The organism is Phenylobacterium sp., from assembly GCF_036264965.1.
In the GTDB taxonomy this organism is placed as follows: Bacteria; Pseudomonadota; Alphaproteobacteria; order Caulobacterales; family Caulobacteraceae; genus Phenylobacterium.
On sequence record NZ_DATAPY010000095.1, the window covers coordinates 37,768 to 52,405 of the forward strand.

Here is a 14,638-nt window from a genome sequence, read left to right on the forward strand (position 1 = left end):
ACGATGCGAACTTTCGATAACCGGCGGCTCTACTCAGCCAGCGATCTCGTCAACTTCCTGGGTTGCGAGCACGCCACCATGCTGGACGTGGGGCAGCTGACCTCGCCGGTGGAATTCCCGCCCGAGGATGCCCAGACCCAGTTGCTGCAAGCCAAGGGCCTGGAGCACGAGCGCGCCTATCTGGAACGCCTCCGCGAGCGCGGGCTGTCGATCGTCGAGCTCACTGACGACGGGGATCTCCACGCCCGGGCGGCGAGGACCCTTGAGGCCATGTGCAGCGGCGTGGATGTCGTCTTCCAGGGCGCGCTCATGGCCGAGCCTTGGCACGGATTCTCCGACTTCCTCCTCAAGGTCGATCAGCCGTCCGCCCTGGGCGCCTGGTCCTATGACGTCGCCGACACCAAGCTGTCGCGCCACGCGAAGCCCAGCCATGCCCTACAGCTATGTGTCTACGCCGACCTGCTGGCCCGGGCGCAGGGCGCGCCGCCGAGACTGCTGCATGTGGTCCTGGGCGGCGGCGACCAGGCCACGATCCGGGCCAGCTCGGTCGAGCACTACTACGCCATCGCGAAGGCGCGGTTCGAGACCTTTGCCGGCGAAGGGACCTCGCCCACTTCCGCCGAGCCGTGCGGTCACTGTACCTACTGCCGCTGGAGCGCCAGGTGCGAAGCGGAATGGGAAGCCAACGAGCATCTCAGCCTGGTGGCCGGCATCAGCCGCGGCCAAATCCTGAAGCTCCGCGTCGCGGGCGTCGCGGACCTTCGCGCGCTCTCGCAGGCGCCGGGTGAACTGACCGGGCACGGCCTCAGCGCCGAGGCCTTCGCGAAGCTGCGCGAGCAGGCGTCGCTGCAGCTCATCCGCCGCGACACCGGCGAGGGGCGGGTGAGCCTGCTGGCCGCCGCTGAGGGCAAGGGGTTCGACCGCCTGCCCAGCCCGGATCCCGGCGACCTCTTCTTCGACATGGAAGGCGATCCGCTGGTCGATGACCGGCTCGAATACCTGTTCGGGTTCGTTGACGTCCACGGAGGGACCGAACGCTTCACGCCGTTCTGGGCGCACAACCGCATAGAGGAGAAGAAGGCGTTCGAAGACGCCGTGGACTTCATCGTGGCCCGGCTCGCGGAGCGGCCGGATGCCCACATCTATCATTATGCCGCTTACGAGGAGACCGCGCTCAAGCGGCTGGCGATGTACCACGGCTCCCGGGAGGCGGAGGTTGACGACCTCCTGCGCCAGGGGCGGTTGGTCGATCTCTACAAGGTCGTGCGCGAGGCGATCCGCACCTCGGAGCCGGGCTATTCCATCAAGAACCTAGAGGCCTTTTACCTCGACGGCGGCCGGGGCGGGGACGTGAAGACCGCGGGCGAAAGCATCGTGGTCTATGAGGCGTGGCGGACGCTGCGCGATCCGACGCTGCTGCGGCAGATCGCCGATTACAACGAACTGGACTGCCGGTCGACGCGGCTTTGCCGCGACTGGCTCTTGACGCTGCGGCCTGACACCGCCGTCTGGAGGCCGACCGGCGAGGCCAAGCCGGTCACGCCTGAGAAGCTGCAGGACCGCAGCGACGCCGAGGCGCGCACGGCTCGCCTGGCCGAGGCACTGGTGAGCGGCGTCTCCCCCTTGGATCTCCCATGGCGGACCCTGCTGGCGAACCTTCTGGAGTTCCACCGCCGCGAGGCCAAGCCTTCCTGGTGGGCGATGTTCGCGCGCCAGGACATGGACGACGAGGCGCTGCTCGACGACGCGGAGTGCCTAGCGGGCCTGTCCGCCGACCCCGCTCATCCGCCTCGCGACGACAAGCGCTCGAAGATCTACGCCTTCACCTTCCCGGCCCAAGATTTCAAGCTGCGTGTCGGGGACACGCCGCTGCGCGCCGGATCCGGCGAGCCGGCCGGCGAGATCGTCTATATCGACGAGGCGACCCGGCGAGTCGAACTCAAGCTCGGGCCCTCGCGCAGCCGGATCGAGGACGGCGCGGCCTTGATCCCTGAGGGACCAGTGGGCGATCGGCAGCTGCGCGACGCGGTCTACCGCCTCGCGGACGCGGTGGCGGCTGGGCAGGGCGACCGCTACAGCGCGATCATCGACATCCTGGCGGCGCGGGCGCCGCGCGTCTCAGGGGCCGCCCCCGAAGCGCCCCTGATCGCAGCGGGCGTGGAGGTCATCGACGGCGCGATTGCCGCCCTGGAGCGTCTCCAGGGGAGCTACCTGCTCGTCCAGGGGCCGCCGGGCTCCGGAAAGACCTACGTTTCGTCGCACGCCATCGCCGCCCTGCTGAAAGGTGGGGCGCGGATCGGCGTCGCGTCCAACAGCCACAAGGCGATCAACAATCTGCTTAGCGGAATCCAGGCGGCTGCGGATGCTGCCGGCGTGTCGTTCCGTGGGGTCAAGAAGTCCTCCAGCGACGACCAGTTCGCGCAGGACTGTCCGTCGGTGGAGAACACCACGGACAACAAGCGAGCCACCGAGGCCGGGTTCCAGCTCTATGCCGGCACTGCATGGCTGTTCGCCCGGCCGGAGCTCGACCAGACTCTCGACTATCTCTTCGTCGATGAAGCGGGACAGGTGAGCCTCGCCAATGTGATCGCCATGGGTGTAGCCGCGCGGAACATCGTGCTGGTCGGCGATCAGATGCAGCTTTCTCAGCCAATCCAGGGCGACCATCCGCAAGGCACGGGCCTTTCCGGCCTGGACCATCTGATGGGCGACCACGCGACGGTTCCGCCCGATCGCGGTATTTTCCTTGGCGTGACGCGGCGGATGCATCCTGATGTCTGCCGGTTCATCTCCGAGGCGGTCTATGACGGACGTCTCGAGTCCTTTCCCGCCACGCGGCGGCAGCGCCTGGTCCTTGCCGACGGCGTCGACCCACGGGTCATCGCCCCCACCGGCCTTCGCTTCCATGCGGTCCAGCATACGGGCTGCGCCCAGAAGAGCCCGGAGGAAGCGGCGGCCATCTCGAAGGCCTACGACGATCTCCTGGAGAGTCGCTGGATCAACGAGGACGGCGAAGAGGCTCCGCTGACGGCGGCCGACATCCTTGTGGTCAGTCCCTACAACATGCAGGTCGACATCCTGCGGAACCGGCTGCCGGCCGGTGCTCGCGTAGGGACGGTCGACAAGTTCCAAGGCCAGGAGGGCGCCGTCGTCCTGATCTCGATGGCCACTTCGTCAGGCGACGACTTGCCGCGACAGATCGAGTTCCTCTACAGCCGCAACAGGTTGAACGTCGCAATCAGCCGCGCTCGCTGCTCGGCGACGATCTTCGCCAGCGCTCGCCTCCTGGAGATTCCATGTTCGACGATCGCCCAGATGCAGCTGGTCAACACTCTCTGCTGGGCCAAGGCATTCGGCGATCAACAGGCCGCAGAACCACAGCGGTAGGCTCGGTGCCAATGACCAATTTCAGCACTCAGCCAGCGAAGGGGGACGTGGATGTGTCCTGTGCCGGCAGGCCGGACTGGGCACGCGAAGTTATGGCGCTGCCAGAACGTGTCGGATGGGTTTGAGCACTGAAAGGGTTTGAAATGACGGTCGTTGTCGCGTGGCGAGAAGGGCAGGGCGGCCTGCTCTGGGTCGTTAGTGACAGCCGGCTCTCCGACGGTGATGTCGATCGACGCCGAGTGCTCACCGACCATGGGGCCAAAGTGATGGAGATCCCGGTGGTCGTTTACAGCAGCACTGGATTCGTCGACGTGCCCCACTACCGCACGACCTTCGGCCTCTCATTTGCGGGCAGTTCGCTCATCGCCATGCAAGCGTATGCGACCGCCCTGCCTTTGTGGTCGCGGTTGGCAACACGAGATACGGCACTACCGACACTTGACGACCTTGCGGACCATTTTGCTCTGATCTTGGCTCGATATGCCAAAGGTCTCGGCGCTGCTGGACTTGTGCCTCGCTGTGCTTGTCTCCTGGTTGGCTACGATCCCTCGACTGAGCGGTCTCGAGCCAAATCACTGGTCGTGTCCTCGGTGGACGGGTCTGTTTCCATCGCAGAAGCCTGTGTTGAGGATGAAGTCTTCGAGGTCCTAGGCAGGAATCCTGAGAAGGTGCGTGCCAACATCCACACCTTTCCGAAGTCCGCGCGCATGCCCTTTGAGACCGATGGCCGAAAAGCGCTTCGCTATATTAGGGACACGCTCAGGAATCCCGATGATCTGGAGATCGGAGGCGGAGTTCAAATCGGGATCTGCAGCGTGCGGGGTTTCGAGCCCTGCTTTGACGCCCCGTCCCTAACCGGTGAGAGCCCTTTCCCCAATATGCGCTTTCGGGGTCTGGAATTCGAGGAGATTTCACGGGTCGGCCCCACGTTTGTGAATCTTCGCGGGATTGGATGACCGCTTGCCGAAGGTCCGCCCGCAGGGCCGAAGCTTATGTCGCTCCTAACGCATAGCGATCCTTGACGCTAGCTGCGGCGACTGGTCGGCCACCACCATCAGCAGCACCGTTCACATTCACCTTCGGCTAGGCGATCGATTCCGGATCCTCTTCGTCAAATTTTGTGCGCAGCCTAACGCGTTCCGTTTCGATGAAACGGGCGCGCCCTTCACGAGAGCACAGTTCGTCCATGCGTGAACTTCGACGCCATTCATCGATATCAAAACCAGGGGCACGTCGAACCTCGGGCTTGGGGAACATTCGCTCGACGTGGGCGACAGATAGTAGGCCGTAGGCCATGTCTTCGATGAGGATCCCAATGTAGCCGTCCTGGCGTTGGTCGCCCGACTTGCGAAGTTCGGCTCGGATCGTCCGTTCGCACTCCTTGGCCTCTTCGCGCGCGGATCGAGCCAGGGCGAATTGGCTATCCCAGCCCGCCTTTTGGGCTGCGTCCAAGGGACCGTTGTATCGAACCATACGGCGCTCGTGATCGAGGAAGATCTCGTCTGGATGCGGAACTGGATCAGGGATCGGCTTGCCACGCTGCGTGCAGCGCTCGATCTCATCCCACCAGCGACGCCGGTACTCCATGACACTGTCGATCGTAGCGTTCCACGCATCGACCATGGCCTTCTCAGAAGCGCGGACGAGATTGGCGTAGTTGGCCTGGGCGCGGGTGCTGCCTTTGAGCCCTGCTGCAGCCATGGCGCGCATGATGGCATCGATGGTCGAAAGCGTTACCAGCTCCCCGTTTTCCCGGATTGTTATCGGTCGGCGAGATTCCGAAAAGATGCGCTCCGCGATCTGGATGTCGCTGGGCAGCGACCCTTTGGCCAGCTTGTTCTTTTTAGGTCGTCCGCCTCGGTTGCCAGATACGCCCGGCTTGAATTGGTGCTTCTTGGGTGGCCGCGCGTACCCGACCGCTCCTTCCTCTTCGGGTTCATCCCCGTCATCGCTCATGCGATTTCTCCCAGTCGCAAGGTCTCGACGTCTTCAGAGCTCGCGCTGCTCTCCTCCAGCACAGCCACCTTGCCGGTCAGCCGCTGCCAGCGACGCACGATGGTGTCGCAATAGAGCGGGTCATATTCGATCAGGCGGCCGCTTCGGCCGCAGATCTCGGCCGCGATCAGGGTCGTGCCCGAGCCGCCGAAGACATCGAGCACGATGCCGCCACGGCGTGAGCAGTCGCGGATGGCGTCGGCCACGAGAGCGGTCGGTTTGACGGTCGGATGCATGGCGAGCGCCTCAGCTCGTGCCGTCCCGCCGCTAGAGACGCCGGGATAGTCCCACACGTTGGTGCGATAGCGACCGCTGGCGCCCAACCCGAAGGTATTGATGTGGGGCGCGGCCCCGACTTTGAAGGCGAAAATCAGCTCGTGCTTTGAGCGATAGAAGGTCCCCATTCCAGCGTTGGACTTGTTCCAGACGCAGACGTTCTTCAGCTCCGTGAAGATTTGGCGGCCGGCGTCTTGCAGCTCGCCCATGTGGCGCCAGTCCATACAGACAAAGGCGATAGCGCCGTCTCGCGCCGCCGCTGCTGCATTGCCTAAGGTCGTCGTCAGGAATTCGACAAAGGCGGCCTCGGACATCTCGCCGGCGGCCATGGCGAACTCGCGGTGGCGGACGCGGCCCAGTCCGGTGACGTTGCCGTCGATGGCAACGTTGTAGGGCGGGTCGGTAAAGATCAGGTCGGCGATCTCATTGCCCATGAGGCTCAGCACGACAGCCTCGTCGCGCGCGTCGCCGCAGATCAGCCGGTGTCGACCAAGCACCCAAATGTCACCGGGCTGGCTGACCGGTTCGGATTGCATCCGAGGGACCTCGTCCGGCGCATCGTTGATCGGCTTGGCGTTGGCTTCGCGAGCCGCATCCAGCGTTAGGTCGATCTCACCGGCCGAAAATCCAGTGATCGAGATGTCGAAGTCCAGCTCGGTTAGCGCCTGCAACTCGATCGCCAGGATCTCCTGGTCCCAGCCGGCATTGAGGGCGAGCTTGTTGTCGGCGATGACATAGGCACGCCGTTCCGCCTCGTTCAGGTGGGAGAGCTTGATCGTCGGTACGGTCGGCAACTGCAGAAGCTTGGCTGCCTCGACGCGACCGTGGCCCGCGATGATCTGGCCATCGTCGGTGATCAGAACGGGGTTGGTGAAACCGAACCGTTGAATGCTGTCGGCGATCTGGCGGATCTGCGCTTTGGAATGGCTCCGCGCATTACCCGCATAGGGTCGCAACGCGGCCGGCTGCCGTTGCTCCACATCGAATCGTTGGGCGCGTTGCATGCCCAAGGCTAGGCCTTGGGCGAACGAAAAACCAAACGATTTCAATCAACCGGGTTGATACGCCTGGCGGCCTCGCCGACGGGCAAAGGCGTTTTCGAGGGTGATTTCGATCCCAGGCGCGATCGGCGGCCTCAGCGGCGATCTGCGGGTTTCCACCTTAGGTGATGAACACTGTTCAGATGAGACTTCGACTGGACTTCAGCCTCCTTCGGAGCGCTGGTGGTGACGTCCAGCCCGGCCATTCCGGGCTCTGCTCGGTGCGGGCCGGCTCATCGGCCCGAGAGGAGGAGGACGATTTCGATGACCACCAAGAAGACCCGGGCGCCCGCGGCGGCGCCAGCGACTGAACAAGTCTCCCCGGAGGCAAAGGCGCCGCGCGAGACCCGTAGCCAGACGCTCGTGGCGCTCATGCGCGTCGAGGCCGGCGCCACCGCCGCCGACCTCGGCGCGGCGATTGGCTGGCAGGTTCATTCCATCCGCGGCTTCATCGCCGGCACGCTTAAGAAGCGGACCGACATCACCGTCGTGGCGGAGCGCAAGGATGGCGCGACGCGCTATCGGGTGGTCGATCGCGCTGAGGTCTCGGCATGACCGAGGCTGCCGACCTTCAGGCTCTCGGCCTGGAAGATCTGCGGACGATCTGGCGGGGCCACTACGGTGCCCCGCCAACGCTTAGGTCGCCCGAACTCCTGGCGCTAATTCTGGCCTGGCGCATGCAGGCCGAGGTCGAAGGCGGATTGGATGGCGACTTCCGCCGGACACTTCGGCGACCGCCGGCGCCGCGCAATGCGTTGGAGGCGACGCCGGGATCAAGGTTGATCCGGGAATGGCAGGGCGTCCCCCATGAAGTGGTGGTCTTGGCTGATGGCCGCTTCGCCTATCGTGGGGACTGCTTTGCCAGCCTGTCGGAGGTGGCGCGGCAAATCACGGGCGCGCGATGGAACGGCCCGCGGTTCTTCGGACTCCGGCCGGCAAAGGCCAAGCCATGACGAAGGCCGTCAAGCCGGTCCGCTGCGCCATCTACACACGCAAGAGTTCGGAAGGGGGACTCGATCAGGCTTTCAACAGCCTGCACGCCCAACGCGAAGCCTGCCAGGCTTACGTCAAAAGCCAGGTGGCCGAAGGCTGGCGGGCGTTGCCCACGGCCTACGACGACGGAGGCTTCTCGGGCGGCAACATGGCCCGTCCCGCATTGGAGGCGCTGCTCGCCGATGTTGACGCCGGTCGTGTCGACACTGTCGTGGTCTATAAGGTCGATCGCCTAACGCGTTCGCTCGCGGATTTTGCGCGCATTGTGGATCGGCTCGATGCGGCCGGCGCATCCTTCGTGTCCGTCACCCAAGCCTTCAACACAACCAACTCCATGGGGCGGCTCACGCTCAACGTCCTCCTGTCGTTTGCGCAGTTTGAGCGTGAGGTCACGGGAGAGCGGATTCGCGACAAGATCGCGGCTTCAAAAGCCAAGGGCATGTGGATGGGGGGCATCCTGCCGCTCGGTTACGACAAGCCGACCGATCCCGCCACACGCTCCCTCGTCGTCAATGATCTTGAGGCCGTGACCGTCCGGCGCGTCTTCCAAAGCTATCTAGAGCTGGGTTCGGTCCATGCGCTGGAGGCCCGACTTGACCTCGAAAAGGTCAGGTCAAAGGCATGGTCCACAAATGCCGGCAAGCTCGTCGGCGGCCAGCGGCTGTCCCGGGGAGCGCTCTTCCACCTCCTGAGGAATAGGGTCTATCTCGGCGAGATCTGTCACGGCGATCGGTCCTATCCAGGCTCGCACCCGACAATCGTCGCGCCCGAGATGTTCGACGCCGTCCAGGTGTTGCTCGCCTCGCATCGACGCGAGTGGCGGGATCGGCCACTGAGGTCGGCGGCCATGGCCTTGCGCGGCATTCTCTTCGACGTCGATGGCTCCCCGATGAGCCCAAGCTTCACCCACGGCAAAGCTGGTCGTGTGTATCGTTACTATGTCTCGGCGCCGCTGCAGCAGGGGCGGCCCGTGAAGCCGAATGCAGAGGCCATCCGACGCGTGCCGGCCCACGAGATTGAGGGCCTGTTGGCGGAAGACATGCGGCGCAGGCTCCGCGCCGCCGACGACGTCCAAATCGCGCCGTTGCTCAGCGCCGTAACCCGGATCGACCTTGAGGCGCAGGCCCTCAGGATCACGATGTCTAAGTCCGGCCTGTCGCAATCGGCGCTGGCGGATTGCGAACCTCATGATGGCGACGCGCGGCTGGTCGTCGCCAGCTTGGCGATCCGCTGTCGGTTGCGCGGTGGTCGGGCCTCGGCCATTGCGCCCGTGGGCCTCGATGCGGTTCGCGTATCGCGCCGCGATCCGAAACTGATCAAAGCGCTGCAGCGTGCGCACCAGATTGCGGGAGGGCTAGGTTGGCGAAGCCGTGACGGCAGTCTCGACACTCCCGAGCTGATGTCTCCGATCAGCTACTACGATCGCAAACTCTGCCGCCTGGCATTCCTCGCGCCGGATATCCAACGGCGGATTTTCGAGGGCCGCCAACCGCCGTCGCTGAACCTAGAGAGGCTCTTTGCGCGGCCCATTCCGACGTGCTGGAATGCGCAGCGCCGGCTGCTCGGTATCGGCGACTACTGATCCTTGATCGCGGCCGGCAATTCCCTGATATGGGCCGAATAAATCCCTGTTACGCCGTCGCAAATTCCCTGTTTTGAAAACGGGATCGAAACTTCAAGGTCATCACAAGTCTTTGAAAGTGCCTGCGTTCTAGCCCGATCTGGAGCGTAGCAACCGGTCTTCACCCCCCGTGTTTTCCCGCCAAACAGGGAAACTGCACTGAATCTTGAGTCGCCAGAGACGGGCCGGTTATCAGCGCATAGATAGGGCCGACTGCGGTCACATAGGCGCAAACGTGCGGCAGTTCCGCGCCGAATAGCGGCGCGAATTGCGTGGCTTGTGTTTGATCAGGGATTTCAGAGACGACTTCGCCGCCTGAGTGGCGGTGCGAGTGGGATTCGAACCCACGTTAGGCTTTCACCTAAACACGCTTTCCAAGCGTGCGCCTTCAACCACTCGGCCACCGCACCTCAACGCCTGAGGAGGCGTGCCTCCTTAGCGGAAGGCGCGTCATATAGAAGGGGCGCTAGCCGGGCAAGCGGCGCTTGGCGGCCTGGACCAGGCGGGCGGGATCGAACAGCGAGGCCGACTGCCGCGCGGCGAGTTCGCGCTCAAGGCCGCGCGATCCCCTCAGCCAGGTGACGATGGCCGCCCCGGCGTCCGGACGATGGTCGTGAAGGGCGGCCTGGATGGCGGCCAGCTGACGGTCGGCGGCGCGAAGGTCCGCACGCGGCCTGGCGAGCGCTGGCGCGCCGTAGCGTTCGTCGATCAGGCCCAGGCGGCTGCGGGCGCTGGCCACCATCAGGGCGGCGGTGGCGTCGTCACCGGCGGCGATCCGCGCCTGCGCAGCCGCCAGGGCGCGGCGCGCGTCCGCCATCAGGAAGGTGGCGCTCAGGGGCTCGCGGGCCTTGGCCGGGCAGGCCGAGGGACTGAGCGCGCGGACATAGGCCGCCAGGCCGTCCAGGGCCGCCGGCGTCGGTTCCGGGCCGTCGAACTCCTCGGTGATCAGGCCGTGGATAAAGGGCTCCAGCTTCTTCTCGGCGGGGTCCTGACTAACCTTCAGCCTGGACTTCGGGCCGGACAGGTCGGGGATCGGCTTGGGGTCATCGATCCCATTGCCGCGATGGGTCGAGAACAGCGAGTTGGTGACATCGGCTGTGCCCGGCGCCCCGGAAATCCCCGGGAACAGGAAGTCCGGATTGGAGCGCCCGTCGCGGTGGCAGGTCTCGCAGTTGATCCCGGCCCGCGCCGCCTGGCCGCCCAGCAGCACCGGCGTGCGGAAGGCCGCCCGGCCCACCTCAATGCGGGCCGCCAACGCCGGATCGGCGGGGATCTTCAGGCACTCGGTCGGAACCGAGCCCAGGGCCCGGTGCGGGTCGGCGTCCTTCGCCACCCACTCCATCCCACGGATCGGGGCGTCGCCGAGGGCGGCGAGCGCGCCAGCGCCCGCCATCGCCGCCAGGATAGTCCCGCCGAGGACGAGACCCGCTAGTTCCCGTGCGGGTCGCCGCCGGCGTCGATCCAACGGCGCAGCTCCTCAGCGTCCGCGCAGCCATAGGCGCAGAGTTGATCCAGTCGGGCCAGCATCAGCCTGGCGCCGGCGAGGTCGCCCTTCGCCACCTTCAGTTCGCCGTAATACTCGGTGGCGCCGATGTGGTTGGGGGCGATGGCCAGGGCCTGTTTGTAATAGGTCTCGGCCCGGGCGTAGTCGCCCTTCTTGCGCCAGGTGTAGCCCTCGTAGGTCAGGATGTCCGGGTGCGGGCCGAAAGCCTCCTGCGCCTTTGAGAGCGAGGCCAAGGCCTCATCATAACGCTTCTCGTTGATCAGGCTGACAGCCTGGACATAGGCCGCATCGCCGGTCTTGGCGCCGCCGAACAGGATCGAGCGGTCGAGCATCGCGCTGGGCTTGGGCGCGCCGGCGGCCGGCGGGGTCATGGCGCTTTCGACTTTGGCGTTCAGGTCCTTCAGGCGGGCCGCATCGGGGCAGCTGTCGCCACAGGCGTCGGTCTTGGACTTCAGCCAGGCGGCCTCGGTCTGGGCCTTGGGATCCTTCAGGTTGGCGAGCGCCATGGCCAGGCCCGCGTGCGAGATCGGGTCGTCCGGCGTCAGCTTCACGGCCTTCTCGTAAGCCCGTCGCGAGCCTTTCCAGTCGTTGTCTCCCGCCTTGGCCATGCCCAGCAGGCGCCAGCCGTCGGGGTTCTGGGGCACGGCTTCGGTGACGTGGCCGGCCGCGCGGGCCGCGTCCCTATAGTTGTTGACCTTCATCGCCGCGATCGCTTTGGCGTACTCCGCCGCGGGGTCATAGCTCGGCCCTGATGCGCTCGGCATCGGGCCGCTGCCGCCGCCAGCCGGCATCCCACCGCCGCCTCCACCGCTGGCGTAGGCGATGCCGCCGCCGGCCATCAGGGCCATCGCGCCCGCGATCAAGGTGGATTTCAACGCGCGGTGCATGGAAACTTCTCCCTTAGCGACGTTCTCAAGATCGAGACTGGCACGGAATTGACGCTACGTCACCCACCCCAGCGGGTGCAAAAAAGGCGGCCGCTCTCTATCTTCCTCGGCGATCGCGAGGAGGGCCCATGTGCGGACGCAAGACGCTGGAGATACCCACGGGCGTCGCCTGCCCGATCGGCCTCGGCGTCGCGGCGGGCTTGGCCGTTTGACCCGCGAGCAGATCGAGACGGTGGCCATGGCGTTGCCCGCGGCCACCAAGGTGGTCCAGTGGGGCGGATCGGATGTCTACAAGGTCGGCGGCAAGGTTTTCGCCATCTGCGGCCTGCGCGGCGGCCTGTCCTTCAAGGTCAGTGAGATCGGCTACGCAGCCCTGACCGAAGGCGGGCCGGCGCGCCAGGCGCCCTATCTGCACAAGGGCTCGTGGGTGATCGTCGAGTTGGACGCGGCGGACGACACCGACATCACCGACTGGCTGACTACGGCGCACGCCCTGATCGCCGCCAAGCTCACCCGCGCGGCGAAGCGGGAACTGGGGCTAGCGTAGGGCCTCAGCCGGCCGGCTTCATCTTGCAATTCTTCAGCTGCTGTGCGGTCCCTGTCACGGTGACCGTCTTGCCGTCCGTCCAGAACCTGGTGGCCTCGGTGGAGAACTGCACCCCGCTCGGGGCCTTCGTCCGCGGCAGCACATACGGCTTGTTGTTCCCGGCGAACATCAACGTCGCCTTCATCGGCGTGTCGGTGTCGTAAGTGACCAGGAACGCGCCGCCTTCGCAGTTGTAGAAGGCCTGGTAGAAGTCGTTCATCGGCGGCTGGGTCGTCGTCTGGGCGACCGCCTGTCCCGCCATTGCACTCAACGCAAGGATACTGACAACCACTGGCACAGCGTTCATCGGCTAGTCCTCCCTGTTATCTGTGCGCCTAGGTGGAGCTGACTTCCTTTCTGCCCATTGAATAGATCGAACCGTGTTCGGTTATATAGCGCGACTCGCCGCCCGCGCCGCGCTCAGTTTGGCCCCAGCGGAAATCGCGCGCCCGCCTCAGCTCCAGCCGCAGGTCTGGCCCTTGTTCTGCACGGTCAGCCAGGCGTTGAGCGGGGCGAAGTAGTCGGCGATGGCGGTGGCGTCGATGTCCTTCTCGCCGGTAAAGGCCTCCAGCGCCTCGGGCCAGGGCCGCGACGCGCCCATGGCCAGCATCTTGTTGAACTTCGCGCCCACCGCCTTGTCGCCGTAGATCGAGCAGCGGTTCAGCGGGCCCTTCCAGCCGGCCTGGCGACAGGCGGCGCGATAGAACTGGTACTCGTAGATCCGCGCCAGGAAATAGCGGGCATAGGGCACCGACGTGGCGATGTGGTTCTTCGCCCCCGGATCGAAGGCGTCCGCGGGCCGATCCCCCGGCGGGACCATGCCTTGGTACTGCTTCACCAGCGCCCACCAGGCGTCGTTGTAGTGCTCCGGCGTGATCTGGCCGGAGAACACCTCCCAGCGCCATTTGTCGACGAGGAGGCCGAACGGCAGGAAGGCGATCCCGTCCATCGCCTGGCGCAGCAGATAGGGGATGTCCGCATCCGGGCCCGGAACTGTGTCGATCAGCCCGAGCTGCTTCAGGTAGCCGGGGGTGAGCGCGTTCAGGCCCGCGAAGTCGCCGATCGCCTCGTGGAAGCCGTCGTTGGCGCCGTTCTCGAACAGGTAGGGCTGGGTGTTGTAGGCGCGCTGGTAGAGGTTGTGGCCAAGCTCGTGGTGGACGGTGAAGAAGTCGTCTGCGTTGACGTGCACGCAGGCCTTCAACCGGATGTCGTCCTTGTTGTCGATGTCCCAGGCCGAAGCGTGGCACTGCACTTCGCGGTCGCGGGGCCGTACGATCAGCGAGCGGTCCCAGAAGGTCTTGGGCCACGGGTCGAAGCCCAGCGAGATGTAGAAGTTCTCCGCCGTCTTGACCATTTTCGGCGCGTCGTAGCCGTGTGTCTCAAGCTGCTTGGTCAAGTCGTAGCCCATGCCTGGGCTGTTGGCCGGGGCGACCACGTCATAGATGTTGCCCCACTGCTGGGCCCACATGTTGCCCAGGAGGTCGGCGCGGATCGGGCCGGTCTTCGGCTGCACGGCGTCGCCGTACTTGGCGTTCAGCCGCGTGCGAACGTAGCAATGCAGATTGGTGTAGAACGGTGCGACCTGGCCCCAGAGCTTGTCGCTAAGGGCCGCGAACTGGTCCGGCGTCATGTCGTAGCCGGAACGCCAGAGCGCGCCGGTGTCCTTGTAGCCGATGCTGCGCGAGCCCTCGTTGGCCAGCGCAGTCAGCTTCACATAGTCCGCCTTCATGGCCGGCGAGACGCGGCGCCACTTCTCCCAGATCTCCCGGGCCTTGGCCGGGTCGCGGGTCTTGGCCAGTTCGTCCTCGAGGTCCTCGAGGTGCGTCGCCTTGCCGTCGATGGTGGCGGTCCCGGTGGAATAGAGCGTCGCCAGATGCGCCTCGATGTCGCCCATCTCCTTGGCCGCGCCGGGCCGGTCGGGCGCGGGGAGAACCAGGCCGATCTTCAACAACAGCAGCTTTCGCCGGGTCACCTCGTCGACCTTCACATGGTCGAAGCGCGCCGCCTGCTTGGCGTAGCGAGTGCCCATCTCCGTTTGCTCTGACCCGGCCTTGGCGGTGAGGTCGCTCGTGTCGACGGTGATGTTGGTCTCGTAGACCCACTCAGCCTTGTTGGCGTAGACGCTGGTCTCGGAGAGATCCTTCTCCGCCTTCGCGACGAAGGCCTTGGCTTCTGCCGCGGTCGGCGTGGATTTGGGCGTGGCCGGCGCCGCGACGGCGGACGCGCCGACCAGCGCGAAGGCGGCGACAGACAGGAACAGGCGTTTCATGGAGGCTCCCCAGCCGGCTGCGGCGGATCCGCCGTCAGCGGAGGACACTCGATCCGCCTAGCTTCCCGCCGTCAAGCGGT

12 protein-coding genes and 1 tRNA gene are annotated in these 14,638 nt (G+C 65.5%); 6 read left to right on the forward strand and 7 right to left on the reverse strand.

The annotated features are described in order from the left end of the window. Positions 1 to 3 precede the first annotated feature (3 nt). Positions 4 to 3,387, forward strand: coding sequence for a TM0106 family RecB-like putative nuclease (locus VHS75_RS12070; RefSeq protein ID WP_329638864.1), 3,384 nt, complete (start codon positions 4 to 6; stop codon positions 3,385 to 3,387). Positions 3,388 to 3,530: 143 nt separating this feature from the next. Continuing rightward, entirely contained in the window at positions 3,531 to 4,343 is an 813-nt protein-coding gene (locus VHS75_RS12075; RefSeq protein ID WP_329638865.1) for a hypothetical protein, read from the forward strand. Between the two features lie 127 nt (positions 4,344 to 4,470). Here VHS75_RS12075 and VHS75_RS12080 read toward each other — a convergent pair whose 3' ends face one another. Together VHS75_RS12080 and VHS75_RS12085 are read right to left on the reverse strand one after the other, a co-directional pair. After that, positions 4,471 to 5,343: a DUF5681 domain-containing protein gene (locus VHS75_RS12080; RefSeq protein ID WP_329638866.1), complete on the reverse strand. Its 873-nt coding sequence runs from the start codon at positions 5,341 to 5,343 to the stop codon at positions 4,471 to 4,473. Next, positions 5,340 to 6,662: a DNA methyltransferase gene (locus VHS75_RS12085; protein ID WP_329638867.1), complete on the reverse strand. Its 1,323-nt coding sequence runs from the start codon at positions 6,660 to 6,662 to the stop codon at positions 5,340 to 5,342. The genes VHS75_RS12080 and VHS75_RS12085 overlap by 4 nt, the downstream gene beginning before the upstream one ends. A gap of 300 nt (positions 6,663 to 6,962) precedes the next feature. On the opposite strand from VHS75_RS12085, the gene VHS75_RS12090 reads away from it, so the two are divergent. From VHS75_RS12090 to VHS75_RS12100, 3 genes are read left to right on the forward strand one after another with little or no spacing between them, the layout of a single operon-like run. Continuing rightward, positions 6,963 to 7,253 carry a DUF3489 domain-containing protein gene (locus VHS75_RS12090; protein WP_329638868.1) on the forward strand — a complete coding sequence of 97 codons (291 nt, stop codon included), beginning with the start codon at positions 6,963 to 6,965 and terminating at the stop codon, positions 7,251 to 7,253. Then, complete coding sequence (locus VHS75_RS12095) at positions 7,250 to 7,651, forward strand: DUF2924 domain-containing protein (RefSeq protein WP_329638869.1); 402 nt, start codon at positions 7,250 to 7,252, stop codon at positions 7,649 to 7,651. Before VHS75_RS12090 ends, VHS75_RS12095 begins: the two co-directional genes overlap by 4 nt. After that, positions 7,648 to 9,273 carry a recombinase family protein gene (locus VHS75_RS12100; protein ID WP_329638870.1) on the forward strand — a complete coding sequence of 542 codons (1,626 nt, stop codon included), beginning with the start codon at positions 7,648 to 7,650 and terminating at the stop codon, positions 9,271 to 9,273. Before VHS75_RS12095 ends, VHS75_RS12100 begins: the two co-directional genes overlap by 4 nt. 359 nt (positions 9,274 to 9,632) lie before the next feature. Here VHS75_RS12100 and VHS75_RS12105 read toward each other — a convergent pair. The 3 genes from VHS75_RS12105 to VHS75_RS12115 form a co-directional block, all read right to left on the reverse strand. After that, a tRNA-Ser gene (locus tag VHS75_RS12105) sits at positions 9,633 to 9,722 on the reverse strand. A 56-nt stretch (positions 9,723 to 9,778) separates the two neighbouring features. After that, positions 9,779 to 10,705, reverse strand: a complete 927-nt coding sequence (locus tag VHS75_RS12110) for a hypothetical protein (RefSeq protein WP_329638871.1) — start codon at positions 10,703 to 10,705, stop codon at positions 9,779 to 9,781. Positions 10,706 to 10,740: 35 nt separating this feature from the next. Beyond that, on the reverse strand, positions 10,741 to 11,703 hold the full coding sequence (locus tag VHS75_RS12115; RefSeq protein WP_329638872.1) for a tetratricopeptide repeat protein: 963 nt from the start codon (positions 11,701 to 11,703) through the stop codon (positions 10,741 to 10,743). A gap of 208 nt (positions 11,704 to 11,911) precedes the next feature. On the opposite strand from VHS75_RS12115, the gene VHS75_RS12120 reads away from it, so the two are divergent. Beyond that, positions 11,912 to 12,250: an MmcQ/YjbR family DNA-binding protein gene (locus VHS75_RS12120; RefSeq protein ID WP_329638873.1), complete on the forward strand. Its 339-nt coding sequence runs from the start codon at positions 11,912 to 11,914 to the stop codon at positions 12,248 to 12,250. 4 nt (positions 12,251 to 12,254) lie between these two features. On the opposite strand, the gene VHS75_RS12125 is transcribed toward VHS75_RS12120, so the two are convergent. Together VHS75_RS12125 and VHS75_RS12130 are read right to left on the reverse strand one after the other, a co-directional pair. Next, on the reverse strand, positions 12,255 to 12,596 hold the full coding sequence (locus VHS75_RS12125; protein ID WP_329638874.1) for an MliC family protein: 342 nt from the start codon (positions 12,594 to 12,596) through the stop codon (positions 12,255 to 12,257). Positions 12,597 to 12,743: 147 nt separating this feature from the next. Beyond that, on the reverse strand, positions 12,744 to 14,558 hold the full coding sequence (locus VHS75_RS12130; protein WP_329638875.1) for a M2 family metallopeptidase: 1,815 nt from the start codon (positions 14,556 to 14,558) through the stop codon (positions 12,744 to 12,746). Positions 14,559 to 14,638 lie beyond the last annotated feature (80 nt).

Bases quoted from the DNA above. Each gene is read 5' to 3' on its own strand.
- VHS75_RS12070 (WP_329638864.1), top strand. From the start codon at position 4: ATGCGAACTTTCGATAACCGGCGGCTCTACTCAGCCAGCGATCTCGTC.
- VHS75_RS12075 (WP_329638865.1), top strand. From the start codon at position 3,531: ATGACGGTCGTTGTCGCGTGGCGAGAAGGGCAGGGCGGCCTGCTCTGG.
- VHS75_RS12080 (WP_329638866.1), bottom strand. From the start codon at position 5,343: ATGAGCGATGACGGGGATGAACCCGAAGAGGAAGGAGCGGTCGGGTAC.
- VHS75_RS12085 (WP_329638867.1), bottom strand. From the start codon at position 6,662: ATGCAACGCGCCCAACGATTCGATGTGGAGCAACGGCAGCCGGCCGCG.
- VHS75_RS12090 (WP_329638868.1), top strand. From the start codon at position 6,963: ATGACCACCAAGAAGACCCGGGCGCCCGCGGCGGCGCCAGCGACTGAA.
- VHS75_RS12095 (WP_329638869.1), top strand. From the start codon at position 7,250: ATGACCGAGGCTGCCGACCTTCAGGCTCTCGGCCTGGAAGATCTGCGG.
- VHS75_RS12100 (WP_329638870.1), top strand. From the start codon at position 7,648: ATGACGAAGGCCGTCAAGCCGGTCCGCTGCGCCATCTACACACGCAAG.
- VHS75_RS12110 (WP_329638871.1), bottom strand. From the start codon at position 10,705: ATGGCGGGCGCTGGCGCGCTCGCCGCCCTCGGCGACGCCCCGATCCGT.
- VHS75_RS12115 (WP_329638872.1), bottom strand. From the start codon at position 11,703: ATGCACCGCGCGTTGAAATCCACCTTGATCGCGGGCGCGATGGCCCTG.
- VHS75_RS12125 (WP_329638874.1), bottom strand. From the start codon at position 12,596: ATGAACGCTGTGCCAGTGGTTGTCAGTATCCTTGCGTTGAGTGCAATG.
- VHS75_RS12130 (WP_329638875.1), bottom strand. From the start codon at position 14,558: ATGAAACGCCTGTTCCTGTCTGTCGCCGCCTTCGCGCTGGTCGGCGCG.